Raw genomic sequence first — 22,087 nt, forward strand, 5'->3', positions numbered from 1 at the left:
ATGGATATTGCCGCACTTCGCGCTGAGCAGCTTCAACGCGCCGCTGACGTGGTGCGTGAAGATGACTTTGACGTACTGCCGCCCCGCTTTATTGGCGGAGCGGACGTAGGATTCGAACAGGAGGGCGCGATCACGCGGGCGGCGATGGTCGTGCTGGAATATCCCTCGCTGAAGCTGGTGGAGCACCGCATCGCCCGTATTGAAACCACCATGCCCTATATTCCGGGCTTCCTCTCGTTCCGGGAATATCCGGCGCTGATGGCGGCGTGGGAGATGCTGGAGCAGAAGCCTGACCTGCTGTTTGTGGATGGACACGGTATCTCCCATCCCAGACGGCTCGGCGTCGCGTCACATTTTGGCCTGCTGGTGGATGTCCCGACGATTGGGGTCGCCAAGCGCCGCCTGTGTGGCCGTTTTGAAGAGCCTGACGCGCAGCCTGGCAGTCGTCAGCCGCTGATGGACAAAGGCGAACAGATAGGCTGGGTCTGGCGCAGCAAGCAGCGCTGCAATCCGCTGTTTGTCGCCACGGGGCATCGGGTCAGCCTGGATACCGCGCTACAGTGGGTTGAAAATTGTACGCGCGGTTACCGTCTGCCGGAACCGACACGCTGGGCGGATGCGGTCGCCTCCAACCGAACCGCTTTCCAGCGCTGGCAAAACGCGCTTTAACACTGTTTGTGCTGCGCTTTTGCAGTTACACTGCGGCCAGCGAAACGAATAAGAGCCACCTTTATGTTACAAAATCCCGTTCATCTGCGTCTGGCGAAGCTGCAAAGCTGGCAGCACCTGACTTTTATGGCCTGCCTCTGCGAACGCATGTATCCCAACTATCACGCATTCTGCGAGCAGACTGAATTTGCCGAACCGGCACTCTATCGTCGTATTCTTGATCTGATCTGGGAAAGCCTGACGGTCAAAGATGCGAAGATTAACTTCGACAGCCAGCTGGAAAAGCTCGAAGCCGCCATTCCTGATGGCGATGCGTTTGAGGTTTACGGCGTCTATCCGGCTATCGATGCCTGCGTGGCATTGAGCGAAGTCGTTCATGCGCAGCTGAGCGGGGAAACGCTTGAGCATGCCATTGAAGTCAGCAGGACCTCAATTACGACGGTGGCTATGCTGGAAATGACCCAGGCAGGGCGCGAGATGACCGACGAAGAGCTGCGTGAAAACCCGGCTGTCATTGATGAGTGGGACCTTCAGTGGGAGATTTTCCGCCTGCTGGCGGAGTGTGAAGAGCGCGACCTGGAATTGATTAAGGGTCTGCGATCTGACCTGCGTGAAGCGGGAATTAGCAACATCGGTATAAATTTCCAGCAGTAAGGCGATAAAACGTGACTTCAGGCCCGAATTAGCGCGCCTGGAGGCTTCACATCGGCCCCCTCTCTGGTCTACATTTGGGGGGCTGAAAATTGTGGCTATCGGTGCGTGCAGGCAGAAGAGTGCCAGAATATGGCTTTTCCCTCGCACTCGTTGCTTAGCAAGCGATAAATACACTTTAAGGATAACTTATGAACAAGACTCAACTGATTGATGTGATCGCAGAAAAAGCTGACCTGTCTAAAACCCAGGCAAAGGCAGCGCTGGAATCAACTCTGGCTGCGATCACTGAGTCTCTGAAAGATGGTGATGCTGTACAACTGGTTGGTTTTGGTACTTTTAAAGTGAACCACCGCGCTGAGCGTACCGGTCGTAACCCGCAGACTGGCAAAGAGATCAAAATCGCTGCAGCAAACGTACCGGCATTCGTGTCTGGTAAAGCGCTGAAAGACGCCGTTAAGTAAGACGTCGCACTGCGGTTAAGCTTTAAAACAGGGGGCGTTTCGCCCCTTTTGTTTAAGAGGCCTGCCATCATGACCCCGCTGTTTCAGCGTTTATCTGTTCTCTCTCTCTCCCTGTTTCTTTTTGGCTGTAGCACCACCCCGGATATTCCTCCCTTTTCTGCCAGCGGCTATCTTGCCGATCGCGGCGTCGTGCGTATCTGGCGCAAAAACAACGATCATCAGTCAGTACATATCCGTACTCTCTATACGCCGTTCAGCGGCGGTGAGGGGGAGGTAACGGACTATGTCTGGCTGGAGGATGCCCTGACCAGCATTCAGCGGCAGGTAAAGGGGAATGCGCCCGATGATGTGACCCTGCGCTTTGACCAGGCGGGCGGCCTTACCTTTATGCAGCGTCAGCTTGCAGGACGCCGAGAAGCGGTCAGCCCCGATGCAGTTGAGCTCTATAAGTTTGATGCGCAGCGGATGCGTAACCTCAGCGATGCGCTGCTGAGCGGCCGTGTGTTTCTCCGGCAGGGACACTGGCAGGGAAACGGGAGAGTGACCCTTTGTGAAGGCCAGCAGGTCAGACCGGCATTTGACGCTGATGCGGTGCAGATGCTGATACAGCAGCAGAGTAATGCGCCGGCACCGCTGATGGTGTCATGGCTTGAAGCGCCGGAAGGCGTCCAGCTGTTGCGGATGAGCCAGCAGGATGCGTGCTCACAGCAGCCGACAGAAGACGATATGTGAAGGGAAAGGGGGCACCGGGTGCCCCCTGAACTTATTTGCGATTAATCGCGCGGTAGCCGATATCGTGACGGCAGAAGCTGCCCTGCCACGAGATAGGCTTTGTCAGCTCATAGGCGCGCTGCTGGGCGGCGGCCACATCCTCACCCAGCGCAGTGACACAGAGCACGCGGCCGCCGTTGGTCAGTACCCGATCCTCTTCCAGACGGGTTCCGGCATGGAAGACCTTACCATCCGCAACTTCTTCCAGTGGCAGACCATGGATCTGATCGCCCTGCGCGTAGTCACCCGGATAACCGCCTGCCGCCAGCACCACGCCCAGCGCAGGACGGGGATCCCACTCTGACGTTTTTTGATCCAGCTTACCGTCGCAGGCGGCCAGGCAAAGATCGACCAGATCCGACTGCAGGCGCAGCATGATCGGCTGCGTTTCCGGATCGCCAAAGCGGCAGTTGAATTCGATCACTTTCGGCTGACCGGTGTGATCGATCATCAGTCCGGCATAGAGAAAACCGGTGTAGACGTTGCCTTCAGCGGCCATGCCACGCACGGTCGGCCAGATAACCTGATCCATGACACGCTGGTGGATCTCATCCGTCACAACCGGAGCCGGTGAATAAGCCCCCATTCCGCCGGTATTCGGTCCGGTGTCGCCGTCGCCGACACGTTTATGATCCTGGCTGGTGGCCATCGGCAGCACATGTTCGCCATCGACCATAACGATAAAGCTGGCTTCTTCACCCTCAAGAAACTCTTCAATCACGATGCGGTGTCCGGCATCGCCAAAAGCGTTACCGGCCAGCATATCCTGCACCGCCTCTTCGGCTTCCTGCAGCGTCATCGCGACAATCACGCCTTTACCCGCCGCCAGGCCATCGGCCTTAATGACGATAGGCGCGCCTTTCTCGCGCAGCCAGGCCAGAGCCGGCTCAACTTCGGTGAAGTTCTGGTAAGCGGCGCTGGGGATCTGATGACGCGCCAGGAAATCCTTGGTAAACGCTTTCGATCCTTCCAGCTGTGCAGCGGCCTGGGTCGGGCCAAAGATTTTAAGCCCGGCCTCACGGAAAGCATCGACCACGCCAATCACCAGCGGGGCTTCCGGCCCGACAATCGTCAGATCGATCTTTTCACGCCGGGCAAACTCAAGCAGGGCAGGGATATCGGTCGCGCTGATGGCGACATTCTGCAATGCTGGCTCCAGTGCCGTTCCGGCGTTACCCGGCGCAACGAACACGGTTTCCGCCAGCGGCGACTGAGCGGCTTTCCAGGCCAGCGCATGTTCACGTCCGCCGTTGCCGATTACTAAAATTTTCATCTGTTACTCTCCGGAGTGATTAATGGCGGAAGTGGCGCATGTCGGTGAAGATCATGGCAATGCCGTGCTCATCCGCAGCCGCGATCACTTCTTCATCGCGGATAGAGCCGCCAGGCTGGATCACACAGCTCACACCCACTGCGGCTGCGGCATCAATACCGTCGCGGAAGGGGAAGAACGCATCCGACGCCATCGCCGAGCCTTTAACTTCCAGACCTTCATCACCTGCTTTAATACCCGCAATCTTCGCGGAATAGACGCGGCTCATCTGCCCGGCGCCGATACCGATCGTCATACCGTCGCGTGCATAAACGATGGCGTTCGATTTCACAAATTTGGCCACCTTCCAGCAGAACAGCGCATCACGCAGCTCCTGTTCTGACGGCTGACGCTTGCTGACCACGCGCAGCTGGCTGGCGTCGACCATGCCGAGATCGCGATCCTGAACCAGCAGGCCGCCGTTCACACGTTTGAAATCCAGCGCCGCCGTGCGGGTCTGCCACTGACCGCAAATCAGCACACGAACGTTCTGCTTAGTTGCGGTGATTTTCAGGGCCGCATCGGAAACGGCCGGAGCGATGATCACCTCGACGAACTGACGGCTGATAATCGCCTGCGCCGTTGCTTCATCCAGCTCGCGGTTAAAGGCGATGATGCCACCGAATGCGGAGGTCGGGTCGGTCTGATAAGCGCGGTCATAGGCTGACAGCAGGCTGTCACCGGTTGCCACGCCGCAGGGGTTGGCATGCTTGACGATAACGCAGGCGGGCTCGCTGAACTCTTTCACACACTCCAGCGCCGCGTCTGTGTCGGCAATGTTGTTATAAGAGAGTGCCTTGCCCTGAACCTGTTGCGCCGTCGCTACCGAGGCTTCAGCAATGTTCTCTTCTATATAGAAGGCGGCATCCTGATGGCTGTTTTCACCGTAGCGCATATCCTGCTTCTTAATGAAGTTCAGATTCAGGGTACGAGGGAAGCGGCCGGCAGGCTGATTACGTTCGCCGTGATAGGCGGGCACAAGACTGCCGAAGTAGTTAGCGATCATGCTGTCGTACGAGGCAGTGTGTTCAAACGCCTTAATCGCCAGATCGAATCGGGTCTCAAGCGTCAGGCCATTCTCATGGGCATCCATCTCAGCGATGATCGCCTCGTAGTCGCCACTGCTGACCACGATAGCCACATCCTTATGGTTCTTGGCAGCCGAGCGCACCATGGTCGGGCCGCCGATATCAATGTTCTCTACGGCATCTTCCAGTGAGCATCCTTCACGGGCAACCGTCTGTGCAAAGGGATAAAGATTAACGACCACCATGTCGATTGGGCTGATGTCATGCTGCGCCATGATGGCATCATCCTGGCCGCGACGACCTAAAATGCCGCCATGCACTTTCGGATGCAGGGTTTTGACACGTCCATCCATCATTTCCGGGAAGCCGGTGTAGTCAGAGACTTCGGTGACAGCCAGACCCGCCTCTGCCAGCAGGCGAGCGGTTCCACCTGTAGAGAGCAGTTCAACACCGCGATGGGAGAGCGCCTGAGCAAATTCGAGGATACCGGCTTTGTCAGAGACACTGAGCAAGGCGCGGCGTACAGGACGAGGTTGTTGCATGGTGGTTTATCCCTTGGCTTTGTTTCGCGTATATAAGAGCGTTACATCAGGTTTTAGCGCACTTTTCTCTTCTCTATAAGAAGTAAAAAATCAAAAACCTCAGGTAACGCCCCGAAAAGGGGTAGCCGTAACGCTGTCCGGCATTGTAGCGAAAACGTTTGCGTGATGCTCGTCTAAATTCATCTCACCCATGCAGTGTGGATAACATTGTGCGTAACTGCGTATAACAGCGGCTTTTGCTGTGGAATGCAGCGAACACGCTTTTTTATGCAATTTATGGGTTGCGCCGCCTGAACAACTCCCTATAATGCGCCTCCATCAACACGGCACACCGGCAACGGGAAGCGCGTTGAAGGCACAGGAGACTGCGCCGCCGGAGAAAACTTCTGAAAAAAAGAGGTTGACTCTGAAGGAGGAAAGCGTAATATACGCCACCTCGCGACAGGACGCTAACGCACTGTTCGCACTGCTCTTTAACAATTTATCAGACAATCTGTGTGGGCACTCGCAGGATTGATATCAGCGTCTCCGGACGCAAAAAATATCAAAGCCTCACGAGTGAACACATAATGAAATTCATTATGACGTTTTACAGATGAGCATCGCTGCACTCGTTGCAGCAAATCAAACTTTAAATTGAAGAGTTTGATCATGGCTCAGATTGAACGCTGGCGGCAGGCCTAACACATGCAAGTCGGACGGTAGCACAGAGGAGCTTGCTCCTCGGGTGACGAGTGGCGGACGGGTGAGTAATGTCTGGGGATCTGCCCGATAGAGGGGGATAACCACTGGAAACGGTGGCTAATACCGCATAACGTCGCAAGACCAAAGAGGGGGACCTTCGGGCCTCTCACTATCGGATGAACCCAGATGGGATTAGCTAGTAGGCGGGGTAATGGCCCACCTAGGCGACGATCCCTAGCTGGTCTGAGAGGATGACCAGCCACACTGGAACTGAGACACGGTCCAGACTCCTACGGGAGGCAGCAGTGGGGAATATTGCACAATGGGCGCAAGCCTGATGCAGCCATGCCGCGTGTATGAAGAAGGCCTTCGGGTTGTAAAGTACTTTCAGCGGGGAGGAAGGCGGTGCGGTTAATAACCGTGCCGATTGACGTTACCCGCAGAAGAAGCACCGGCTAACTCCGTGCCAGCAGCCGCGGTAATACGGAGGGTGCAAGCGTTAATCGGAATTACTGGGCGTAAAGCGCACGCAGGCGGTCTGTTAAGTCAGATGTGAAATCCCCGGGCTTAACCTGGGAACTGCATTTGAAACTGGCAGGCTTGAGTCTCGTAGAGGGGGGTAGAATTCCAGGTGTAGCGGTGAAATGCGTAGAGATCTGGAGGAATACCGGTGGCGAAGGCGGCCCCCTGGACGAAGACTGACGCTCAGGTGCGAAAGCGTGGGGAGCAAACAGGATTAGATACCCTGGTAGTCCACGCCGTAAACGATGTCGACTTGGAGGTTGTTCCCTTGAGGAGTGGCTTCCGGAGCTAACGCGTTAAGTCGACCGCCTGGGGAGTACGGCCGCAAGGTTAAAACTCAAATGAATTGACGGGGGCCCGCACAAGCGGTGGAGCATGTGGTTTAATTCGATGCAACGCGAAGAACCTTACCTACTCTTGACATCCAGCGAACTTTCCAGAGATGGATTGGTGCCTTCGGGAACGCTGAGACAGGTGCTGCATGGCTGTCGTCAGCTCGTGTTGTGAAATGTTGGGTTAAGTCCCGCAACGAGCGCAACCCTTATCCTTTGTTGCCAGCGATTCGGTCGGGAACTCAAAGGAGACTGCCGGTGATAAACCGGAGGAAGGTGGGGATGACGTCAAGTCATCATGGCCCTTACGAGTAGGGCTACACACGTGCTACAATGGCGCATACAAAGAGAAGCGACCTCGCGAGAGCAAGCGGACCTCACAAAGTGCGTCGTAGTCCGGATCGGAGTCTGCAACTCGACTCCGTGAAGTCGGAATCGCTAGTAATCGTGGATCAGAATGCCACGGTGAATACGTTCCCGGGCCTTGTACACACCGCCCGTCACACCATGGGAGTGGGTTGCAAAAGAAGTAGGTAGCTTAACCTTCGGGAGGGCGCTTACCACTTTGTGATTCATGACTGGGGTGAAGTCGTAACAAGGTAACCGTAGGGGAACCTGCGGTTGGATCACCTCCTTACCTTAAGATACCTTCCGGCGCAGTGCTCACACAGATTGTCTGATAAAAAGTAACGAGCAGAAAAAACCTCTACAGGCTTGTAGCTCAGGTGGTTAGAGCGCACCCCTGATAAGGGTGAGGTCGGTGGTTCAAGTCCACTCAGGCCTACCAAATTTCTTCTCATGCTGCGTTATGCGCGCGGTCGTTTACCCCGGTAAACTTCCCTTCCGCATGCCTTGCCTGAAAAGAAATTGCATCCTTTTCAGGAAGGATGTAACTCGGTTGAGTGGTAGTAGTGGTCTCTGCAGTAACTGTATGGGGCTATAGCTCAGCTGGGAGAGCGCCTGCCTTGCACGCAGGAGGTCAGCGGTTCGATCCCGCTTAGCTCCACCATACCGTTTTAACTGTTTTTTCTGAATACCTCAGAGCGTACCGGCGACGGTGTGCTGTGAAGTATTATGCTCTTTAACAATCCGGAACAAGCTGAAAATTGAAACGACGTAGCGCGTCATCCCTCCGTAATAAGGGATGACAACGCGATACGGTCGGGTCTCTCAAATGCTTGCAGTCTGCAGCGTTGAAAAACGCCTGTGGGTTGTGAGGTTAAGCGACCAAGCGTACACGGTGGATGCCCTGGCAGTCAGAGGCGATGAAGGACGTGCTAATCTGCGTAAAGCGACGGTAAGGTGATATGAACCGCTACAGCCGTCGATGTCCGAATGGGGAAACCCGGTGCACTCAGTGCATCATTGCAGCATGAATACATAGTGCTGCAAGGCGAACCGGGGGAACTGAAACATCTAAGTACCCCGAGGAAAAGAAATCAACCGAGATTCCCCCAGTAGCGGCGAGCGAACGGGGAGCAGCCCAGAGCCTGAATCAGCTTGTGTGTTAGTGGAAGCGTCTGGAAAGTCGCAGGGTACAGGGTGATACTCCCGTACACAAAAACACACAGGCTGTGAGCTCGATGAGTAAGGCGGGACACGTGGTATCCTGTCTGAATATGGGGGGACCATCCTCCAAGGCTAAATACTCCTGACTGACCGATAGTGAACCAGTACCGTGAGGGAAAGGCGAAAAGAACCCCGGCGAGGGGAGTGAAACAGAACCTGAAACCGTGTACGTACAAGCAGTGGGAGCCTCTTTAATGGGGTGACTGCGTACCTTTTGTATAATGGGTCAGCGACTTATATTCTGTAGCAAGGTTAACCGTATAGGGGAGCCGCAGGGAAACCGAGTCTTAACTGGGCGTTAAGTTGCAGGGTATAGACCCGAAACCCGGTGATCTAGCCATGGGCAGGTTGAAGGTTGGGTAACACTAACTGGAGGACCGAACCGACTAATGTTGAAAAATTAGCGGATGACCTGTGGCTGGGGGTGAAAGGCCAATCAAACCGGGAGATAGCTGGTTCTCCCCGAAAGCTATTTAGGTAGCGCCTCGTGAACTCATCTCCGGGGGTAGAGCACTGTTTCGGCTAGGGGGCCATCCCGGCTTACCAACCCGATGCAAACTGCGAATACCGGAGAATGTTATCACGGGAGACACACGGCGGGTGCTAACGTCCGTCGTGAAGAGGGAAACAACCCAGACCGCCAGCTAAGGTCCCAAAGTCATGGTTAAGTGGGAAACGATGTGGGAAGGCACAGACAGCCAGGATGTTGGCTTAGAAGCAGCCATCATTTAAAGAAAGCGTAATAGCTCACTGGTCGAGTCGGCCTGCGCGGAAGATGTAACGGGGCTAAACCATGCACCGAAGCTGCGGCAGCGGCGCGCAAGCGCTGTTGGGTAGGGGAGCGTTCTGTAAGCCGTCGAAGGTGTGCTGTGAGGCATGCTGGAGGTATCAGAAGTGCGAATGCTGACATAAGTAACGATAAAGCGGGTGAAAAGCCCGCTCGCCGGAAGACCAAGGGTTCCTGTTCAACGTTAATCGGAGCAGGGTGAGTCGACCCCTAAGGCGAGGCCGAAAGGCGTAGTCGATGGGAAACAGGTTAATATTCCTGTACTCGGTGTTACTGCGAAGGGGGGACGGAGAAGGCTATATCGGCCGGGCGACGGTTGTCCCGGTTTAAGCGTGTAGGTGTGTGTTCCAGGCAAATCCGGTTCACTTTACACTGAGGCGTGACGACGAGGCACTACGGTGCTGAAGTGATAAATGCCCTGCTTCCAGGAAAAGCCTCTAAGCATCAGGTAACACAGAATCGTACCCCAAACCGACACAGGTGGTCAGGTAGAGAATACCAAGGCGCTTGAGAGAACTCGGGTGAAGGAACTAGGCAAAATGGTGCCGTAACTTCGGGAGAAGGCACGCTGGCACGTAGGTGAAGGGACTTGCTCCCGGAGCTGAAGCCAGTCGAAGATACCAGCTGGCTGCAACTGTTTATTAAAAACACAGCACTGTGCAAACACGAAAGTGGACGTATACGGTGTGACGCCTGCCCGGTGCCGGAAGGTTAATTGATGGGGTTATCCGTAAGGAGAAGCTCTTGATCGAAGCCCCGGTAAACGGCGGCCGTAACTATAACGGTCCTAAGGTAGCGAAATTCCTTGTCGGGTAAGTTCCGACCTGCACGAATGGCGTAATGATGGCCAGGCTGTCTCCACCCGAGACTCAGTGAAATTGAACTCGCTGTGAAGATGCAGTGTACCCGCGGCAAGACGGAAAGACCCCGTGAACCTTTACTACAGCTTGACACTGAACATTGAGCCTTGATGTGTAGGATAGGTGGGAGGCTTTGAAGCGCGGACGCCAGTCTGCGTGGAGCCATCCTTGAAATACCACCCTTTAATGTTTGATGTTCTAACGTGGCCCCGTGATCCGGGGTGCGGACAGTGTCTGGTGGGTAGTTTGACTGGGGCGGTCTCCTCCTAAAGAGTAACGGAGGAGCACGAAGGTCAGCTAATCACGGTCGGACATCGTGAGGTTAGTGCAATGGCATAAGCTGGCTTGACTGCGAGAGTGACGGCTCGAGCAGGTGCGAAAGCAGGTCATAGTGATCCGGTGGTTCTGAATGGAAGGGCCATCGCTCAACGGATAAAAGGTACTCCGGGGATAACAGGCTGATACCGCCCAAGAGTTCATATCGACGGCGGTGTTTGGCACCTCGATGTCGGCTCATCACATCCTGGGGCTGAAGTAGGTCCCAAGGGTACGGCTGTTCGCCGTTTAAAGTGGTACGCGAGCTGGGTTTAGAACGTCGTGAGACAGTTCGGTCCCTATCTGCCGTGGGCGCTGGAGAATTGAGGGGGGTTGCTCCTAGTACGAGAGGACCGGAGTGAACGCACCACTGGTGTTCGGGTTGTCATGCCAATGGCACTGCCCGGTAGCTAAGTGCGGAAAAGATAAGTGCTGAAAGCATCTAAGCACGAAACTTGCCCCGAGATGAGTTCTCCCTGACCCCTTGAGGGTCCTGAAGGGACGTTGAAGACGACGACGTTGATAGGCCGGGTGTGTAAGCGCAGCGATGCGTTGAGCTAACCGGTACTAATGACCCGTGAGGCTTAACCTTACAACGCCAGAGGCGTTTTTTGAGAGACGATTTTCAGCCTGAACCGGATAATCTGCGCGGCCCTGTGGCGGCGCGGAAGACAGAATCTGCCTGGCGGCTTTAGCGCGGTGGTCCCACCTGACCCCATGCCGAACTCAGAAGTGAAACGCCGTAGCGCCGATGGTAGTGTGGGGCCTCCCCATGCGAGAGTAGGGAACTGCCAGGCACTGTACAAGTGAAGAAGCCCCGCACGGAAGTGCGGGGCTTTTTTACGTCCGTACTCTGCCAGTCTAAGCTGAAACATTTTCATTTTCTGCATCAAGCCTCGACAATTTCGACCGATCAGGCTAATGTTGGGCATCCAGATGTCTAAACGTTTATATGGTTGCAAGAGGTGAGCAGGCTATGCCAATCAGGATCCCCGACGAATTACCGGCAGTGAATTTTTTACGCGACGAAAACGTCTTTGTGATGACCTCGTCGCGCGCCAGTGTTCAGGAGATCCGCCCGCTTAAAGTACTCATACTGAATCTGATGCCGAAGAAGATCGAAACGGAGAATCAGTTTCTGCGCCTGCTGTCCAACTCGCCACTGCAGATCGATATTCAGCTGCTGCGTATCGACAGCCGCGAGTCGCGTAACACCCCCTCTGAGCACCTCAATAACTTCTACTGCAATTTTGAAGATATCCAGCATGACAACTATGACGGCTTAATCGTTACAGGTGCGCCACTCGGGCTGGTCGATTTTAATGATGTTGCCTACTGGCCGCAGATCCAGCGCGTGCTGCACTGGGCAAATGAGCATGTCACCTCTACCCTGTTTGTCTGCTGGGCAGTGCAGGCCGCACTCAATATTCTGTATGGCATCCCCAAGCAAACCCGGCATAACAAACTGTCGGGCGTCTACGAGCATCAGATACTGCATCCCCATGCGTTACTGACGCGGGGATTTGACGATAATTTTCTGGCGCCCCACTCGCGCTATGCGGATTTTCCTTCTCAGCTGATCAGGGATTACACCGATCTTGAGCTGTTTGCTGAATCGGAACAGACGGGCGCCTATCTGATGGCGAGCAAGGACAAACGACTGGTGTTTGTAACCGGCCATCCGGAGTATGACGCCCTGACGCTGTCGGGTGAATATCATCGCGATTATGAAGCTGGCGTGAATCCGGACATTCCCCATAACTACTTTCCGCAGGATAACCCGGCCCTGCCACCGCGCGCGACCTGGCGTAGTCATGGCAACCTGCTGTTCTCCAACTGGCTCAACTACTACGTTTACCAGATTACGCCATTCGATCTGCGCCGCATGAATCCGACGCTGGAATAGTTCCGATCCGGGATCAGCTGAACCGTGTTAGCCACTGGCAGCACGGTTTTTTATCGCCTCTATAACGCCAATGAAAAGCTTTCCTTTATCTTTATGAACTTTAATATCATTAAATTCATGCAGATAAGAATCATTCACTTATAAAATGGAAATAGTTTTTGATTTAAGAAAATAAATGCTTATGCTCTGATCCTGTAGCTCATAAAACCAGCACCCTATGGATCCGCTGAATTCGATCCTTTGAATACAGGAGAGCGCCAGCATGACAGACTCAGTGATCAGCCATTCCCTGATTTTCAGCCAGCCCTTTAACCACGCCGAACAGGAGGTGTTAACACCCGAAGCGATCGCCTTCCTTGAGAAGCTGGTCGCGCGATTTGCACCACAACGTGAGGCCCTGCTATTGGCCCGCCAGCAGCGGCAGCACCGTTACGATCAGGGCTATCTCCCGGACTTCGATATGGAAACGGCTTCCATAAGAGAGAGTGAGTGGCGCATCCAATCCATCCCGGCCGATTTAGCCGATCGCCGGGTTGAAATTACCGGGCCGCCCGATCGCAAAATGGTGATTAATGCGCTGAACGCCAACGTAAAAGTCTTTATGGCTGACTTTGAAGATTCGCTGTCACCGGAATGGAAGAAACTGATTGAAGGGCAACGGACACTGCAGGAGGCGGTGCGGGGCACCCTGAGTTACACCAGCGAGAATGGCAAAGTTTATCAGTTAGCTGCTAATCCTGCGGTTCTGATGTGCCGGGTTCGTGGCCTGCATCTGTCTGAAAAGCATGTCAGCTGGCAGGGTGAGGCGATTCCCGGCGGGCTGTTTGATTTTGCGCTCTACTTCTTCCACAACGTTCGTCCCCTGCTGGCTAAAGGCAGCGGGCCTTACTTCTATCTGCCAAAAACCGAGAGCTGGCAGGAGATCGCCTGGTGGCGTGAGATCTTCAGTTTCAGTGAGGATCACTTTGATCTTCCTCGCGGGACGATCAAGGCCACGGTGCTGATCGAAACGTTACCCGCCGTCTTCCAGATGGATGAGATCCTGTGGAATCTGCGCGATCACATCACCGGTCTCAACTGCGGCCGCTGGGATTACATCTTCAGCTACATCAAGACCCTGAAACAGCATGCCGATCGCGTGCTGCCTGACCGCCAGTCCGTCACCATGGATCAGCCGTTCCTGAATGCCTATTCGCGATTGCTGATCAAAACCTGCCATCGGCGGGGCGCGTATGCGATGGGCGGCATGTCGGCGCTGATCCCCGCGAAAGATCCTTCGCGCAACGCCTGGGTACTGCAGCGCGTGAAGGAAGATAAGCAGCGGGAAGCCGGTAACGGACATGACGGCACCTGGATTGCGCACCCTGGCCTGGCCGATACCGCGATGGCGGTGTTCGATGCCGCACTGGGAGAGCGATCGAACCAGCTGCACATTCTGCGTGAAGAGGATGCGCCCATCACCGCAGAACAGTTGCTCGCGCCCTGCCAGGGTGAGCGGACTGAAGCCGGTATGCGCGCCAGCATCCGTGTCGCGCTGCACTATCTGGAAGCCTGGATCAGCGGCAACGGCTGTGTGCCGATTGACGGGCTGATGGAAGATGCGGCGACTGCGGAGATTGCGCGCACCTCTATCTGGCAGTGGATTCATCATCAGCAGCGCCTCAGCAATGGTCAGCCGGTTACCGCTGAACTGTTTCTGCGCTGGCTGAATGAGGAGCTGCACCTGCTGCAGAGCGCGCTGGGCGAAACGCACTTCAGCGCCGGTCGCTATAACGATGCGGCGCAGCTGATGGCGCAGATCACCACGGAGCGCGAGCTGGTTTCCTTTCTTACCCTGCCAGGCTATCGCCTGATCCCCTGAACAGAGGAGCTATTGCCATGACACGTACTCAACAGACAGAACAACTCGAACAACTCTGGCAGACCGCACGCTGGCAGGGAATTACCCGTCCCTACAGCGCGGCAGAGGTGGTTAATCTGCGGGGATCGGTTCTGCCCGCCTGTACGCTGGCCACGCGCGGTGCGGAGAAGCTCTGGGCGCTGCTGAACGGCGGGGCGAAGAAGGGGTATATCAACAGCCTGGGGGCGCTGACGGGCGGGCAGGCTCTGCAGCAGGCGAAAGCGGGCATCGAGGCGATCTACCTCTCTGGCTGGCAGGTGGCGGCGGATGCCAACGTAGCGGGGCAGATGTACCCGGATCAGTCGCTTTATCCGGTGAACTCCGTTCCTGAAGTTGTCACGCGCATTAACCAGACCTTCCAGCGCGCCGATCAGATTCAGTGGTCCAGCGGTATCGAAGCCGATGACAGCCGCCACACTGATTTCTTTCTGCCAATCGTCGCGGACGCGGAAGCCGGATTTGGTGGCGTGCTGAATGCGTTTGAGCTGATGAAGGCGATGATTCAGGCGGGCGCGGCGGCGGTTCACTTTGAAGATCAGCTGGCGGCGGTGAAAAAATGTGGCCACATGGGCGGCAAAGTGCTGGTACCGACGCAGGAAGCGATCCAGAAACTGGTCGCGGCACGGCTGGCGGCGGATGTCATGGGCGTGCCAACCCTGCTGCTGGCCCGGACCGATGCCGATGCGGCGGATCTGCTGACCTCTGATTGCGACGAGTATGATCGGCCCTTTATCCGCGGCGACCGCACGGCAGAAGGTTTCTTCCGCACCCACGCCGGGATTGAGCAGGCGATCAGCCGCGGGCTGGCCTATGCGCCTTACGCTGACATCCTGTGGTGCGAAACCTCCACGCCCGATCTGGCGATGGCGCAGCGCTTTGCCGATGCCATTCATGAACGCTTTCCGGGCAAGCTGCTGGCCTATAACTGTTCACCTTCGTTCAACTGGAAAAAGAACCTCGACGATCGCACCATCGCGAAGTTTCAGCAGTCGCTCAGCGACATGGGCTATCGCTTTCAGTTCATTACGCTGGCGGGCATCCACAGCCTGTGGTTCAACATGTTCGATCTGGCTCACGCCTACGCGCAGGGTGAAGGCATGCGTCACTACGTTGAGAAGGTTCAGGAGCCTGAGTTCGCCGCCCGCGATCGCGGTTACAGCTTCTCCTCGCACCAGCAGGAGGTGGGCACCGGCTATTTCGATCAGGTCACCAACATCATCCAGGGCGGAAAATCGTCGGTGACGGCGCTGACCGGTTCCACCGAAGAGCATCAATTCTGACCTGTTCTGCTGACTGATTTCCCGCCCGCCTCGTGCGGGCGGGCACTGACCGGAGCCGATTATGCCGCCACGCGAATCGCTGATCGCCCACACCATTCTGCAGGGATTCGATGCGCAGTATGGCCGCTTCCTCGACATTACGGCTGGCGCGCAGCAGCGCTTTGAACAGGCGGAGTGGCAGGCGGTGCAGCATGCCATGAAGGCCCGTATTCATCTCTATGATCATCATGTCAGACTGGTTGCTGACCAGCTGCGGGTGCTGAACGGCGCGGCAGACTGGGATGTGACGTTCTGGCTGCGGGTTAAGGATCACTATCAGAGCCTGCTGCCCGGCTATCCGCGACATGAAATTGCGGAAAGTTTTTTTAATTCCGTCTACTGCCGCTTACACGGACATGCCGATCTGCAGCCGGATCGGCTGTTTATCTTCACCTCTCAGTCCGGGGCTGCGCCCGTCACTCCTCTGCGTCCGCTGTCGCGCACGTATCAGCCGCAGCGGGGCTGGCTGGCGCTGGTGGATCAGATGCTGGACGATCTGCCGTTAACCCTGCCGTGGCAGCAGCGTGCGCGCGATGTCGGCTGGATTGTCCGCCACCTGCAGTCGCACTTTCCCCGCCTGAACCAGGGCTGGCTTGAGGTCAACAGCGAGCTTTTCTACCGCAATAAAACCGCCTGGCTGGTGGCGCGTCTGCATCTGCCGGAGGGGATCTTTCCCTGCCTGCTGCCCGTCCAGCGCAGTGAGGCGGGCGAACTCTGGATCGACACCTGTCTGACCGATGTGAACGACGCCAGCATCGTTTTCGGCTTTGCCCGCGCCTGTTTCATGGTGTATGCCCCGGTGCCGGCGGCGCTGGTCGCCTGGCTGCAGCCGATTCTGCCCGGTAAAACGCTGGCGGAGCGCTATATGGCGATCGGCTGCCAGAAGCACGGCAAGACTGAATGCTATCGCGAATATCTGCAGGCGCTGGCCGAGAACAGGGCGGCGTTTGAGGTCGCGCCCGGCGTGCGTGGCATGGTGATGCTGGTCTTTACGCTGCCAGGCTTTGACTGGGTGTTCAAAGTCATCCGGGATCGCTTTGCACCGCAAAAAGAGGTAACGGAAGCGCAGGTCCGTGCCTGTTATCAGCAGGTCAAAGAGCACGATCGCGTGGGGCGAATGGCGGACACCCAGGAGTTCGAGCAGTTTGCGCTACCGCTGGCGCGTCTTTCACCGGCGCTGCTGGCGGAACTTTACGCCTGCTGTGCGGAGAAACTGCATGTCGAAGGCGATCGCCTGATCATCCGTCATCTGTGGCTGGAACGGCGTATGCAACCGCTCAATCTCTATCTGGCGCAGGCCAGCGCCGCCGAACGGCATCACGCCATCGAAGAGTATGGCAATGCCATTAAACAGCTGGCGGCGGCCAATATTTTTCCGGGTGACATGCTGTTTAAAAACTTCGGCATCACCCGTCATGGCCGGGTGATCTTCTACGACTACGATGAGATTCGCCCGATGCAGGATCTGAACTTTCGTGAGGTGCCGGCGGCGCGCTATGAGGAGGATGAGCTGAGCGCCGAGCCGTGGTACAGCGTCGGGCCGGACGATGTTTTTCCGGAAACCTTCTGCTATGCGTTATGCAGCGAAGCCGTGACCGGCGCGTTGCTGCTGACGCTGCACCCGGAGATATTCGACGCCAGCTGGTGGCGCACGCAGCAGCAGCGCATTGCCCGGGGCCATGTGGAAGAGGTGATCGCCTGGCGGCAGACGCAGTGTTTCAGCGTCTGCTACGCCGCTGAAGCGGTTAACGACCGCTGTACGCCAGCGTGACCTGACGCGCTTCCCGGATGACCAGCGCCCCCAGTTCCGTAATCCGATCGTCTGTCATGCGGGCAATGGGGCCGGAGATAGAGAGCGCAGCAAACGCCTCGCCATGCTCATCATAGATAGGTGCGGCCACGCAGCGCAGCCCCAGCGCATGCTCCTCATCATCCAGCGAAAAGCCCGCTTTGCGCACCTGCGCCAGATTCTCTTTCAGGCTCTGCGGTGACATCAGGGTTTTTGGCGTGTAGTAATGCAGACCCTTCTGATGCAGCAGGGCGGTGACCTGATCGTCTCCCAGATGCGCCAGAAACGCTTTGCCCGCGCCTGACGCATGCATCGGCAGCTTGCCGCCAATCGGTGCTGACATCCGCATCAGCTGAGTACACTGCACCTGATCGATGATCACCGCCTGGTGATCGCTGAGATCCAGCACCGCCAGATTCACCGTTTCGCCGGACTGCTCCATCAGGCTGCGCAGTACCGGATGAACCAGCGCCAGCAGATTGCGACTCTGCAGAAAACTGCTGCCGACCACAAAGGCGTGCGCGCCCATCGTCCAGAGACCCAGATCGCCGACCTGGCGGACAAAGCCCTGCTGCTGCATGGTGCTGAGCAGGCGATGTGTGGTGGAGTTCGGCAGGCCCGCCTGCTGCGCCAGTTCGGTCAGGGCGACGCTGCCATGTGAATCGGCAATCAGCTCCAGCAGCGTCAGGCCACGGGTCAGCGACTGCACCTGTCCACCCGCAGACGCGGCGGCAGGGGAGCTTCGGGGTTTCTTGCCACGCTTTACAGGAACCGGCGTTGCCATCGTGTTTCTCCTTTTGCATTGTGGAAATCATTTTCGTTTTAATCCGCCGGTTTGCAAACGCTGGTTTTCTGGTCAGACCTGTCACGTCGTGCTGAAAATGTCTTAACTGTGGTCACTTTGTCGCCTGACCAGCTTGTGCCAGAATGAAAACCGGGGTTTTCGCTGGCAGACTGACGTGAATGGGGCCACAGTGAGCAGAAAAATCGACGCGTTACATCAGCAGCTCGCCCAACGCATTATGGTGCTGGATGGCGGCATGGGCACCATGATCCAGCGCTGCGGGCTGGAAGAGCAAGCGTTTCGCGGCAGCCGGTTCGCTGACTGGCCCTGCGATCTGAAAGGCAATAACGATCTGCTGGTGCTGAGCCAGCCGCAGGTGATCCGCGAGATCCACGACGCCTATCTGGCAGCGGGCGCGGATATCCTTGAAACCAACACCTTTAACGCCACCTCGATCGCGATGGCGGATTACCGGATGGAGAGCCTGGCGGCGGAGATCAATCTTGAAGCCGCCCGGCTGGCGCGCGCCTGCGCCGACGCCTGGACGGCAAAAACACCGGATCGGCCGCGCTATGTGGCGGGGGTGCTGGGGCCGACCAACCGCACCTGCTCGATCTCGCCTGATGTTAACGATCCCGCTTTCCGCAATATTACCTTCACCCAGCTGGTGGCGGCGTATCGCGAAGCGACCCGTGCGCTGGTGGCGGGCGGGGCCGATCTCATCATGATCGAAACCGTGTTCGATACGCTGAATGCCAAGGCGGCGGTCTATGCGGTGCAGACGGAGATGGAGGCGCTGGGCGTTGCGCTGCCGCTGATGATCTCCGGCACCATTACCGACGCCTCCGGCCGCACGCTCTCCGGCCAGACCACCGAAGCCTTTTACAACGCCCTGCGTCACGCGGAACCGCTCTCCTTTGGACTGAACTGTGCGCTGGGACCGGATGAGCTGCGTCAGTATGTGGCGGAGCTGTCGCGGATTGCGGAAGGCTACGTGTCCGCGCACCCCAACGCCGGACTGCCTGATGCGTTCGGGGAGTACAATCTGGATGCGGCGCGGATGGCAGAGCAGATTGGTGAGTGGGCGAAGGCGGGGTTCCTGAATATCGTTGGCGGCTGCTGCGGCACCACGCCGGAGCATATCGCGGCCATGGCCGCCGCAGTGGAAGGGGTCGCACCGCGCCCGCTGCCGACTCTCCCGGTCGCCTGTCGCCTTTCCGGCCTGGAGCCGCTGAACATCACCGCAGAGTCGCTGTTTGTGAACGTCGGTGAGCGCACCAACGTCACCGGCTCAGCGAAATTCAAACGGTTGATCAAAGAGGAGAAATATAGCGAGGCGCTGGAGGTGGCGCTGCAGCAGGTGCAGAACGGCGCGCAGATCATCGACATCAATATGGATGAAGGGATGCTCGATGCTGAAGCCGCGATGGTGCGCTTTCTGAATCTGATCGCGGGCGAACCCGATATCGCCCGTGTGCCAATCATGATCGACTCCTCGAAATGGGCGGTGATTGAAAAGGGGCTGCAGTGCATTCAGGGCAAAGGGATCGTGAACTCGGTGTCGATGAAAGAGGGCGAAGCGGCATTCATTCAACAGGCGCGTCAGGTGCGGCGTTACGGCGCGGCGATGGTGGTGATGGCGTTTGATGAAGTGGGCCAGGCGGATACCCGCGCCCGTAAAATTGAGATCTGCCGCCGGGCCTACCGGATCCTGACGGAGCAGGTCGGTTTCCCGCCGGAAGACATTATCTTCGACCCCAACATCTTTGCAGTCGCCACCGGTATCGACGAGCACAATAACTACGCCGCGGATTTCATCGGCGCCTGTGAAGATATCCGGCGGGAGCTGCCCCACGCGATGATCTCCGGCGGCGTCTCCAACGTATCATTTTCCTTCCGAGGCAACGATCCGGTGCGTGAAGCGATACACGCGGTCTTCCTCTATCACGCTATCCGCAACGGCATGGATATGGGCATCGTCAACGCAGGTCAGCTGGCCATCTATGACGATCTGCCCGCGGAACTGCGCGATGCCGTGGAGGATGTGATTCTGAACCGGCGCGATGATGGCACCGAGCGACTGCTGGCGCTGGCGGAGAAATACCGCGGCGGTAAAGGCGATGCGTCCCAGGAGCAGCAGCTGGCGGAGTGGCGCAGCTGGGCGGTGGCGAAGCGGCTGGAGTATGCGCTGGTTAAAGGCATTACAACGTTTATTGAACAGGATACCGAGGAGGCGCGCCAGCAGATGCTGCGTCCGATTGAGGTGATCGAAGGCCCCCTGATGGCCGGCATGAACGTAGTGGGTGATCTGTTCGGTGAAGGCAAAATGTTTCTGCCGCAGGTGGTGAAGTCGGCGCGCGTAATGAAGCAGGCGGTGGCCTGGCTGGAACCCTTCATCGAAGCCAGCAAAGAGGCGGGGCGCAGCAACGGTAAAATCGTGCTGGCTACGGTGAAAGGCGATGTGCATGACATCGGCAAGAATATTGTCGGCGTGGTGCTGCAGTGCAATAACTACGAGATTGTGGATCTCGGCGTGATGGTGCCGGGCGAGAAAATCCTTAAAACCGCGCGGGAAGTGAATGCCGATATTATCGGCTTATCGGGCCTGATCACGCCATCGCTGGATGAGATGGTCAATATCGCGAAAGAGATGGAGCGACAGGGCTTTACGCTGCCGCTGCTGATTGGCGGCGCGACCACCTCGAAGGCGCACACCGCCGTCAAAATTGAGCAGCACTACAGCGGCCCGACCGTCTATGTGCAGAACGCCTCACGCACCGTGGGCGTGGTGTCGTCGCTGCTCTCTCCGACCTTAAGAGAGGATTTCATCGCACGTACCCGCAAGGAGTACGAAACCGTGCGCATCCAGCACGCGCGCAAAAAGCCCCGCACGCCGCCAGTCCCGCTGCAGGCAGCGCGCGACAACGCCACCCTCATCGACTGGCAGAGCTATACGCCGCCGGTGCCGCATCGGCCAGGCGTCAGTCAGGTGGAGGTGAGCATTGAGACGCTGCGCAACTACATCGACTGGACGCCCTTCTTTATGACCTGGTCGCTGGCGGGCAAATATCCCCGCATCCTGGAAGATGAGGTGGTAGGCGAAGAGGCGCAGCGTCTGTTTGCCGATGCCCGTGCGATGCTCGACAGACTGAGCGAGCACTCCCTGCTCGCGCCGCGTGGCGTGGTCGGTATTTTTCCGGCGAACCGGGTCGGCGATGATATCCATATTTACCGGGATGAGCGGCGCGAGGAGATTTTGTGTGTAAGTCATCACTTACGTCAGCAGACTGAGAAAACGGACTTCGCGAACTACTGCCTGGCCGATTTTGTGGCCCCGAAATCCTCAGGAAAGGCGGATTACCTGGGGGCGTTCGCGGTAACGGGCGGACTGGAGGAGGATGCGCTGGCGGAGGCTTATGATCGCCAGCATGATGATTACAACAAGATCATGGTGAAGGCGCTGGCGGACCGTCTGGCCGAAGCCTTTGCCGAATATCTGCATGAGCGGGTGCGAAAAGTGATCTGGGGCTTTGCGCCTAACGAAAATCTCAGCAACGAAGAGCTGATCCGGGAAAATTATCAGGGAATACGTCCGGCACCCGGCTATCCGGCCTGCCCGGAGCACACCGAAAAAGCTGCCATCTGGCGTCTGCTGGCGGTGGAGGAGCAGACTGGCATGAAACTCACTGAATCCTTTGCGATGTGGCCCGGTGCGTCCGTGTCGGGCTGGTATTTCAGTCATCCCGAGAGTCGCTATTTCGCCGTCGCGCAGATCCAGCGTGACCAGGTGGAGGATTATGCCGCTCGCAAAGGGATGCCGGTGAGTGAGGTGGAGCGCTGGCTGGCACCCAATCTCGGCTACGATGCGGAGTGAATAAAAAAG

12 protein-coding genes, 2 tRNA genes and 3 rRNA genes are annotated in these 22,087 nt (G+C 57.1%); 14 read left to right on the forward strand and 3 right to left on the reverse strand.

Features of this window, described 5'->3' with window-relative positions; all coding sequences use genetic code 11:
- The 4 genes from nfi (at position 1) to AB1748_RS03105 (ending at position 2,516) form a co-directional block, all read left to right on the forward strand.
- Positions 1-669, forward strand: coding sequence for a deoxyribonuclease V (nfi, locus tag AB1748_RS03090; RefSeq protein WP_111141242.1), 669 nt, complete (start codon positions 1-3; stop codon positions 667-669).
- 63 nt (positions 670-732) lie between these two features.
- The gene (locus AB1748_RS03095) at positions 733-1,323 is read left to right on the forward strand and encodes a YjaG family protein (RefSeq protein WP_111141241.1); all 591 of its coding nucleotides are present in this window, start codon (positions 733-735) and stop codon (positions 1,321-1,323) included.
- 188 nt (positions 1,324-1,511) lie between these two features.
- Positions 1,512-1,784 carry a nucleoid-associated protein HU-alpha gene (hupA, locus tag AB1748_RS03100; protein WP_003850136.1) on the forward strand — a complete coding sequence of 91 codons (273 nt, stop codon included), beginning with the start codon at positions 1,512-1,514 and terminating at the stop codon, positions 1,782-1,784.
- A gap of 69 nt (positions 1,785-1,853) precedes the next feature.
- Complete coding sequence (locus tag AB1748_RS03105) at positions 1,854-2,516, forward strand: DUF1481 domain-containing protein (protein ID WP_367395993.1); 663 nt, start codon at positions 1,854-1,856, stop codon at positions 2,514-2,516.
- Positions 2,517-2,547: 31 nt separating this feature from the next.
- On the opposite strand, the gene purD is transcribed toward AB1748_RS03105, so the two are convergent.
- Together purD and purH are read right to left on the reverse strand one after the other, a co-directional pair.
- Positions 2,548-3,828, reverse strand: coding sequence for a phosphoribosylamine--glycine ligase (purD, locus tag AB1748_RS03110; protein WP_367395994.1), 1,281 nt, complete (start codon positions 3,826-3,828; stop codon positions 2,548-2,550).
- 19 nt (positions 3,829-3,847) lie between these two features.
- On the reverse strand, positions 3,848-5,437 hold the full coding sequence (purH, locus tag AB1748_RS03115; RefSeq protein ID WP_367395995.1) for a bifunctional phosphoribosylaminoimidazolecarboxamide formyltransferase/IMP cyclohydrolase: 1,590 nt from the start codon (positions 5,435-5,437) through the stop codon (positions 3,848-3,850).
- 633 nt (positions 5,438-6,070) lie between these two features.
- On the opposite strand from purH, the gene AB1748_RS03120 reads away from it, so the two are divergent.
- The 9 genes from AB1748_RS03120 (at position 6,071) to aceK (ending at position 17,402) form a co-directional block, all read left to right on the forward strand.
- A 16S ribosomal RNA gene (locus AB1748_RS03120) occupies positions 6,071-7,612 on the forward strand.
- A gap of 73 nt (positions 7,613-7,685) precedes the next feature.
- Positions 7,686-7,762 (forward strand) — tRNA-Ile (locus AB1748_RS03125).
- A gap of 146 nt (positions 7,763-7,908) precedes the next feature.
- Positions 7,909-7,984 (forward strand) — tRNA-Ala (locus AB1748_RS03130).
- A 208-nt stretch (positions 7,985-8,192) separates the two neighbouring features.
- A 23S ribosomal RNA gene (locus tag AB1748_RS03135) occupies positions 8,193-11,098 on the forward strand.
- 89 nt (positions 11,099-11,187) lie between these two features.
- Positions 11,188-11,303: ribosomal RNA gene (gene rrf / locus AB1748_RS03140) — 5S ribosomal RNA — on the forward strand.
- The 16S, 23S and 5S rRNA genes sit together here with 2 tRNA genes alongside, the layout of an rRNA operon.
- 179 nt (positions 11,304-11,482) lie before the next feature.
- Positions 11,483-12,412 (forward strand): homoserine O-succinyltransferase, encoded by a 930-nt coding sequence (gene metA, locus AB1748_RS03145; protein ID WP_293774322.1) that lies wholly within the window; start codon positions 11,483-11,485, stop codon positions 12,410-12,412.
- Between the two features lie 262 nt (positions 12,413-12,674).
- The gene (gene aceB, locus AB1748_RS03150; RefSeq protein WP_293774320.1) at positions 12,675-14,273 is read left to right on the forward strand and encodes a malate synthase A; all 1,599 of its coding nucleotides are present in this window, start codon (positions 12,675-12,677) and stop codon (positions 14,271-14,273) included.
- A gap of 17 nt (positions 14,274-14,290) precedes the next feature.
- Complete coding sequence (gene aceA / locus AB1748_RS03155; RefSeq protein ID WP_367395996.1) at positions 14,291-15,592, forward strand: isocitrate lyase; 1,302 nt, start codon at positions 14,291-14,293, stop codon at positions 15,590-15,592.
- Positions 15,593-15,653: 61 nt separating this feature from the next.
- Positions 15,654-17,402: a bifunctional isocitrate dehydrogenase kinase/phosphatase gene (gene aceK / locus AB1748_RS03160; protein WP_367395997.1), complete on the forward strand. Its 1,749-nt coding sequence runs from the start codon at positions 15,654-15,656 to the stop codon at positions 17,400-17,402.
- Here the strand turns inward: aceK and iclR are convergent.
- Positions 17,377-18,204 (reverse strand): glyoxylate bypass operon transcriptional repressor IclR, encoded by an 828-nt coding sequence (iclR, locus tag AB1748_RS03165; protein ID WP_111142050.1) that lies wholly within the window; start codon positions 18,202-18,204, stop codon positions 17,377-17,379. The genes aceK and iclR overlap by 26 nt on opposite strands.
- Positions 18,205-18,394: 190 nt before the next feature.
- Here iclR and metH point away from each other — a divergent pair, with 190 nt between their 5' ends.
- Entirely contained in the window at positions 18,395-22,078 is a 3,684-nt protein-coding gene (metH, locus tag AB1748_RS03170) for a methionine synthase (protein ID WP_367395998.1), read from the forward strand.
- Positions 22,079-22,087 lie beyond the last annotated feature (9 nt).

Origin of the sequence: Pantoea sp. Ep11b, from assembly GCF_040783975.1 — a bacterium.
Classification (GTDB): domain Bacteria; phylum Pseudomonadota; class Gammaproteobacteria; order Enterobacterales; family Enterobacteriaceae; genus Pantoea.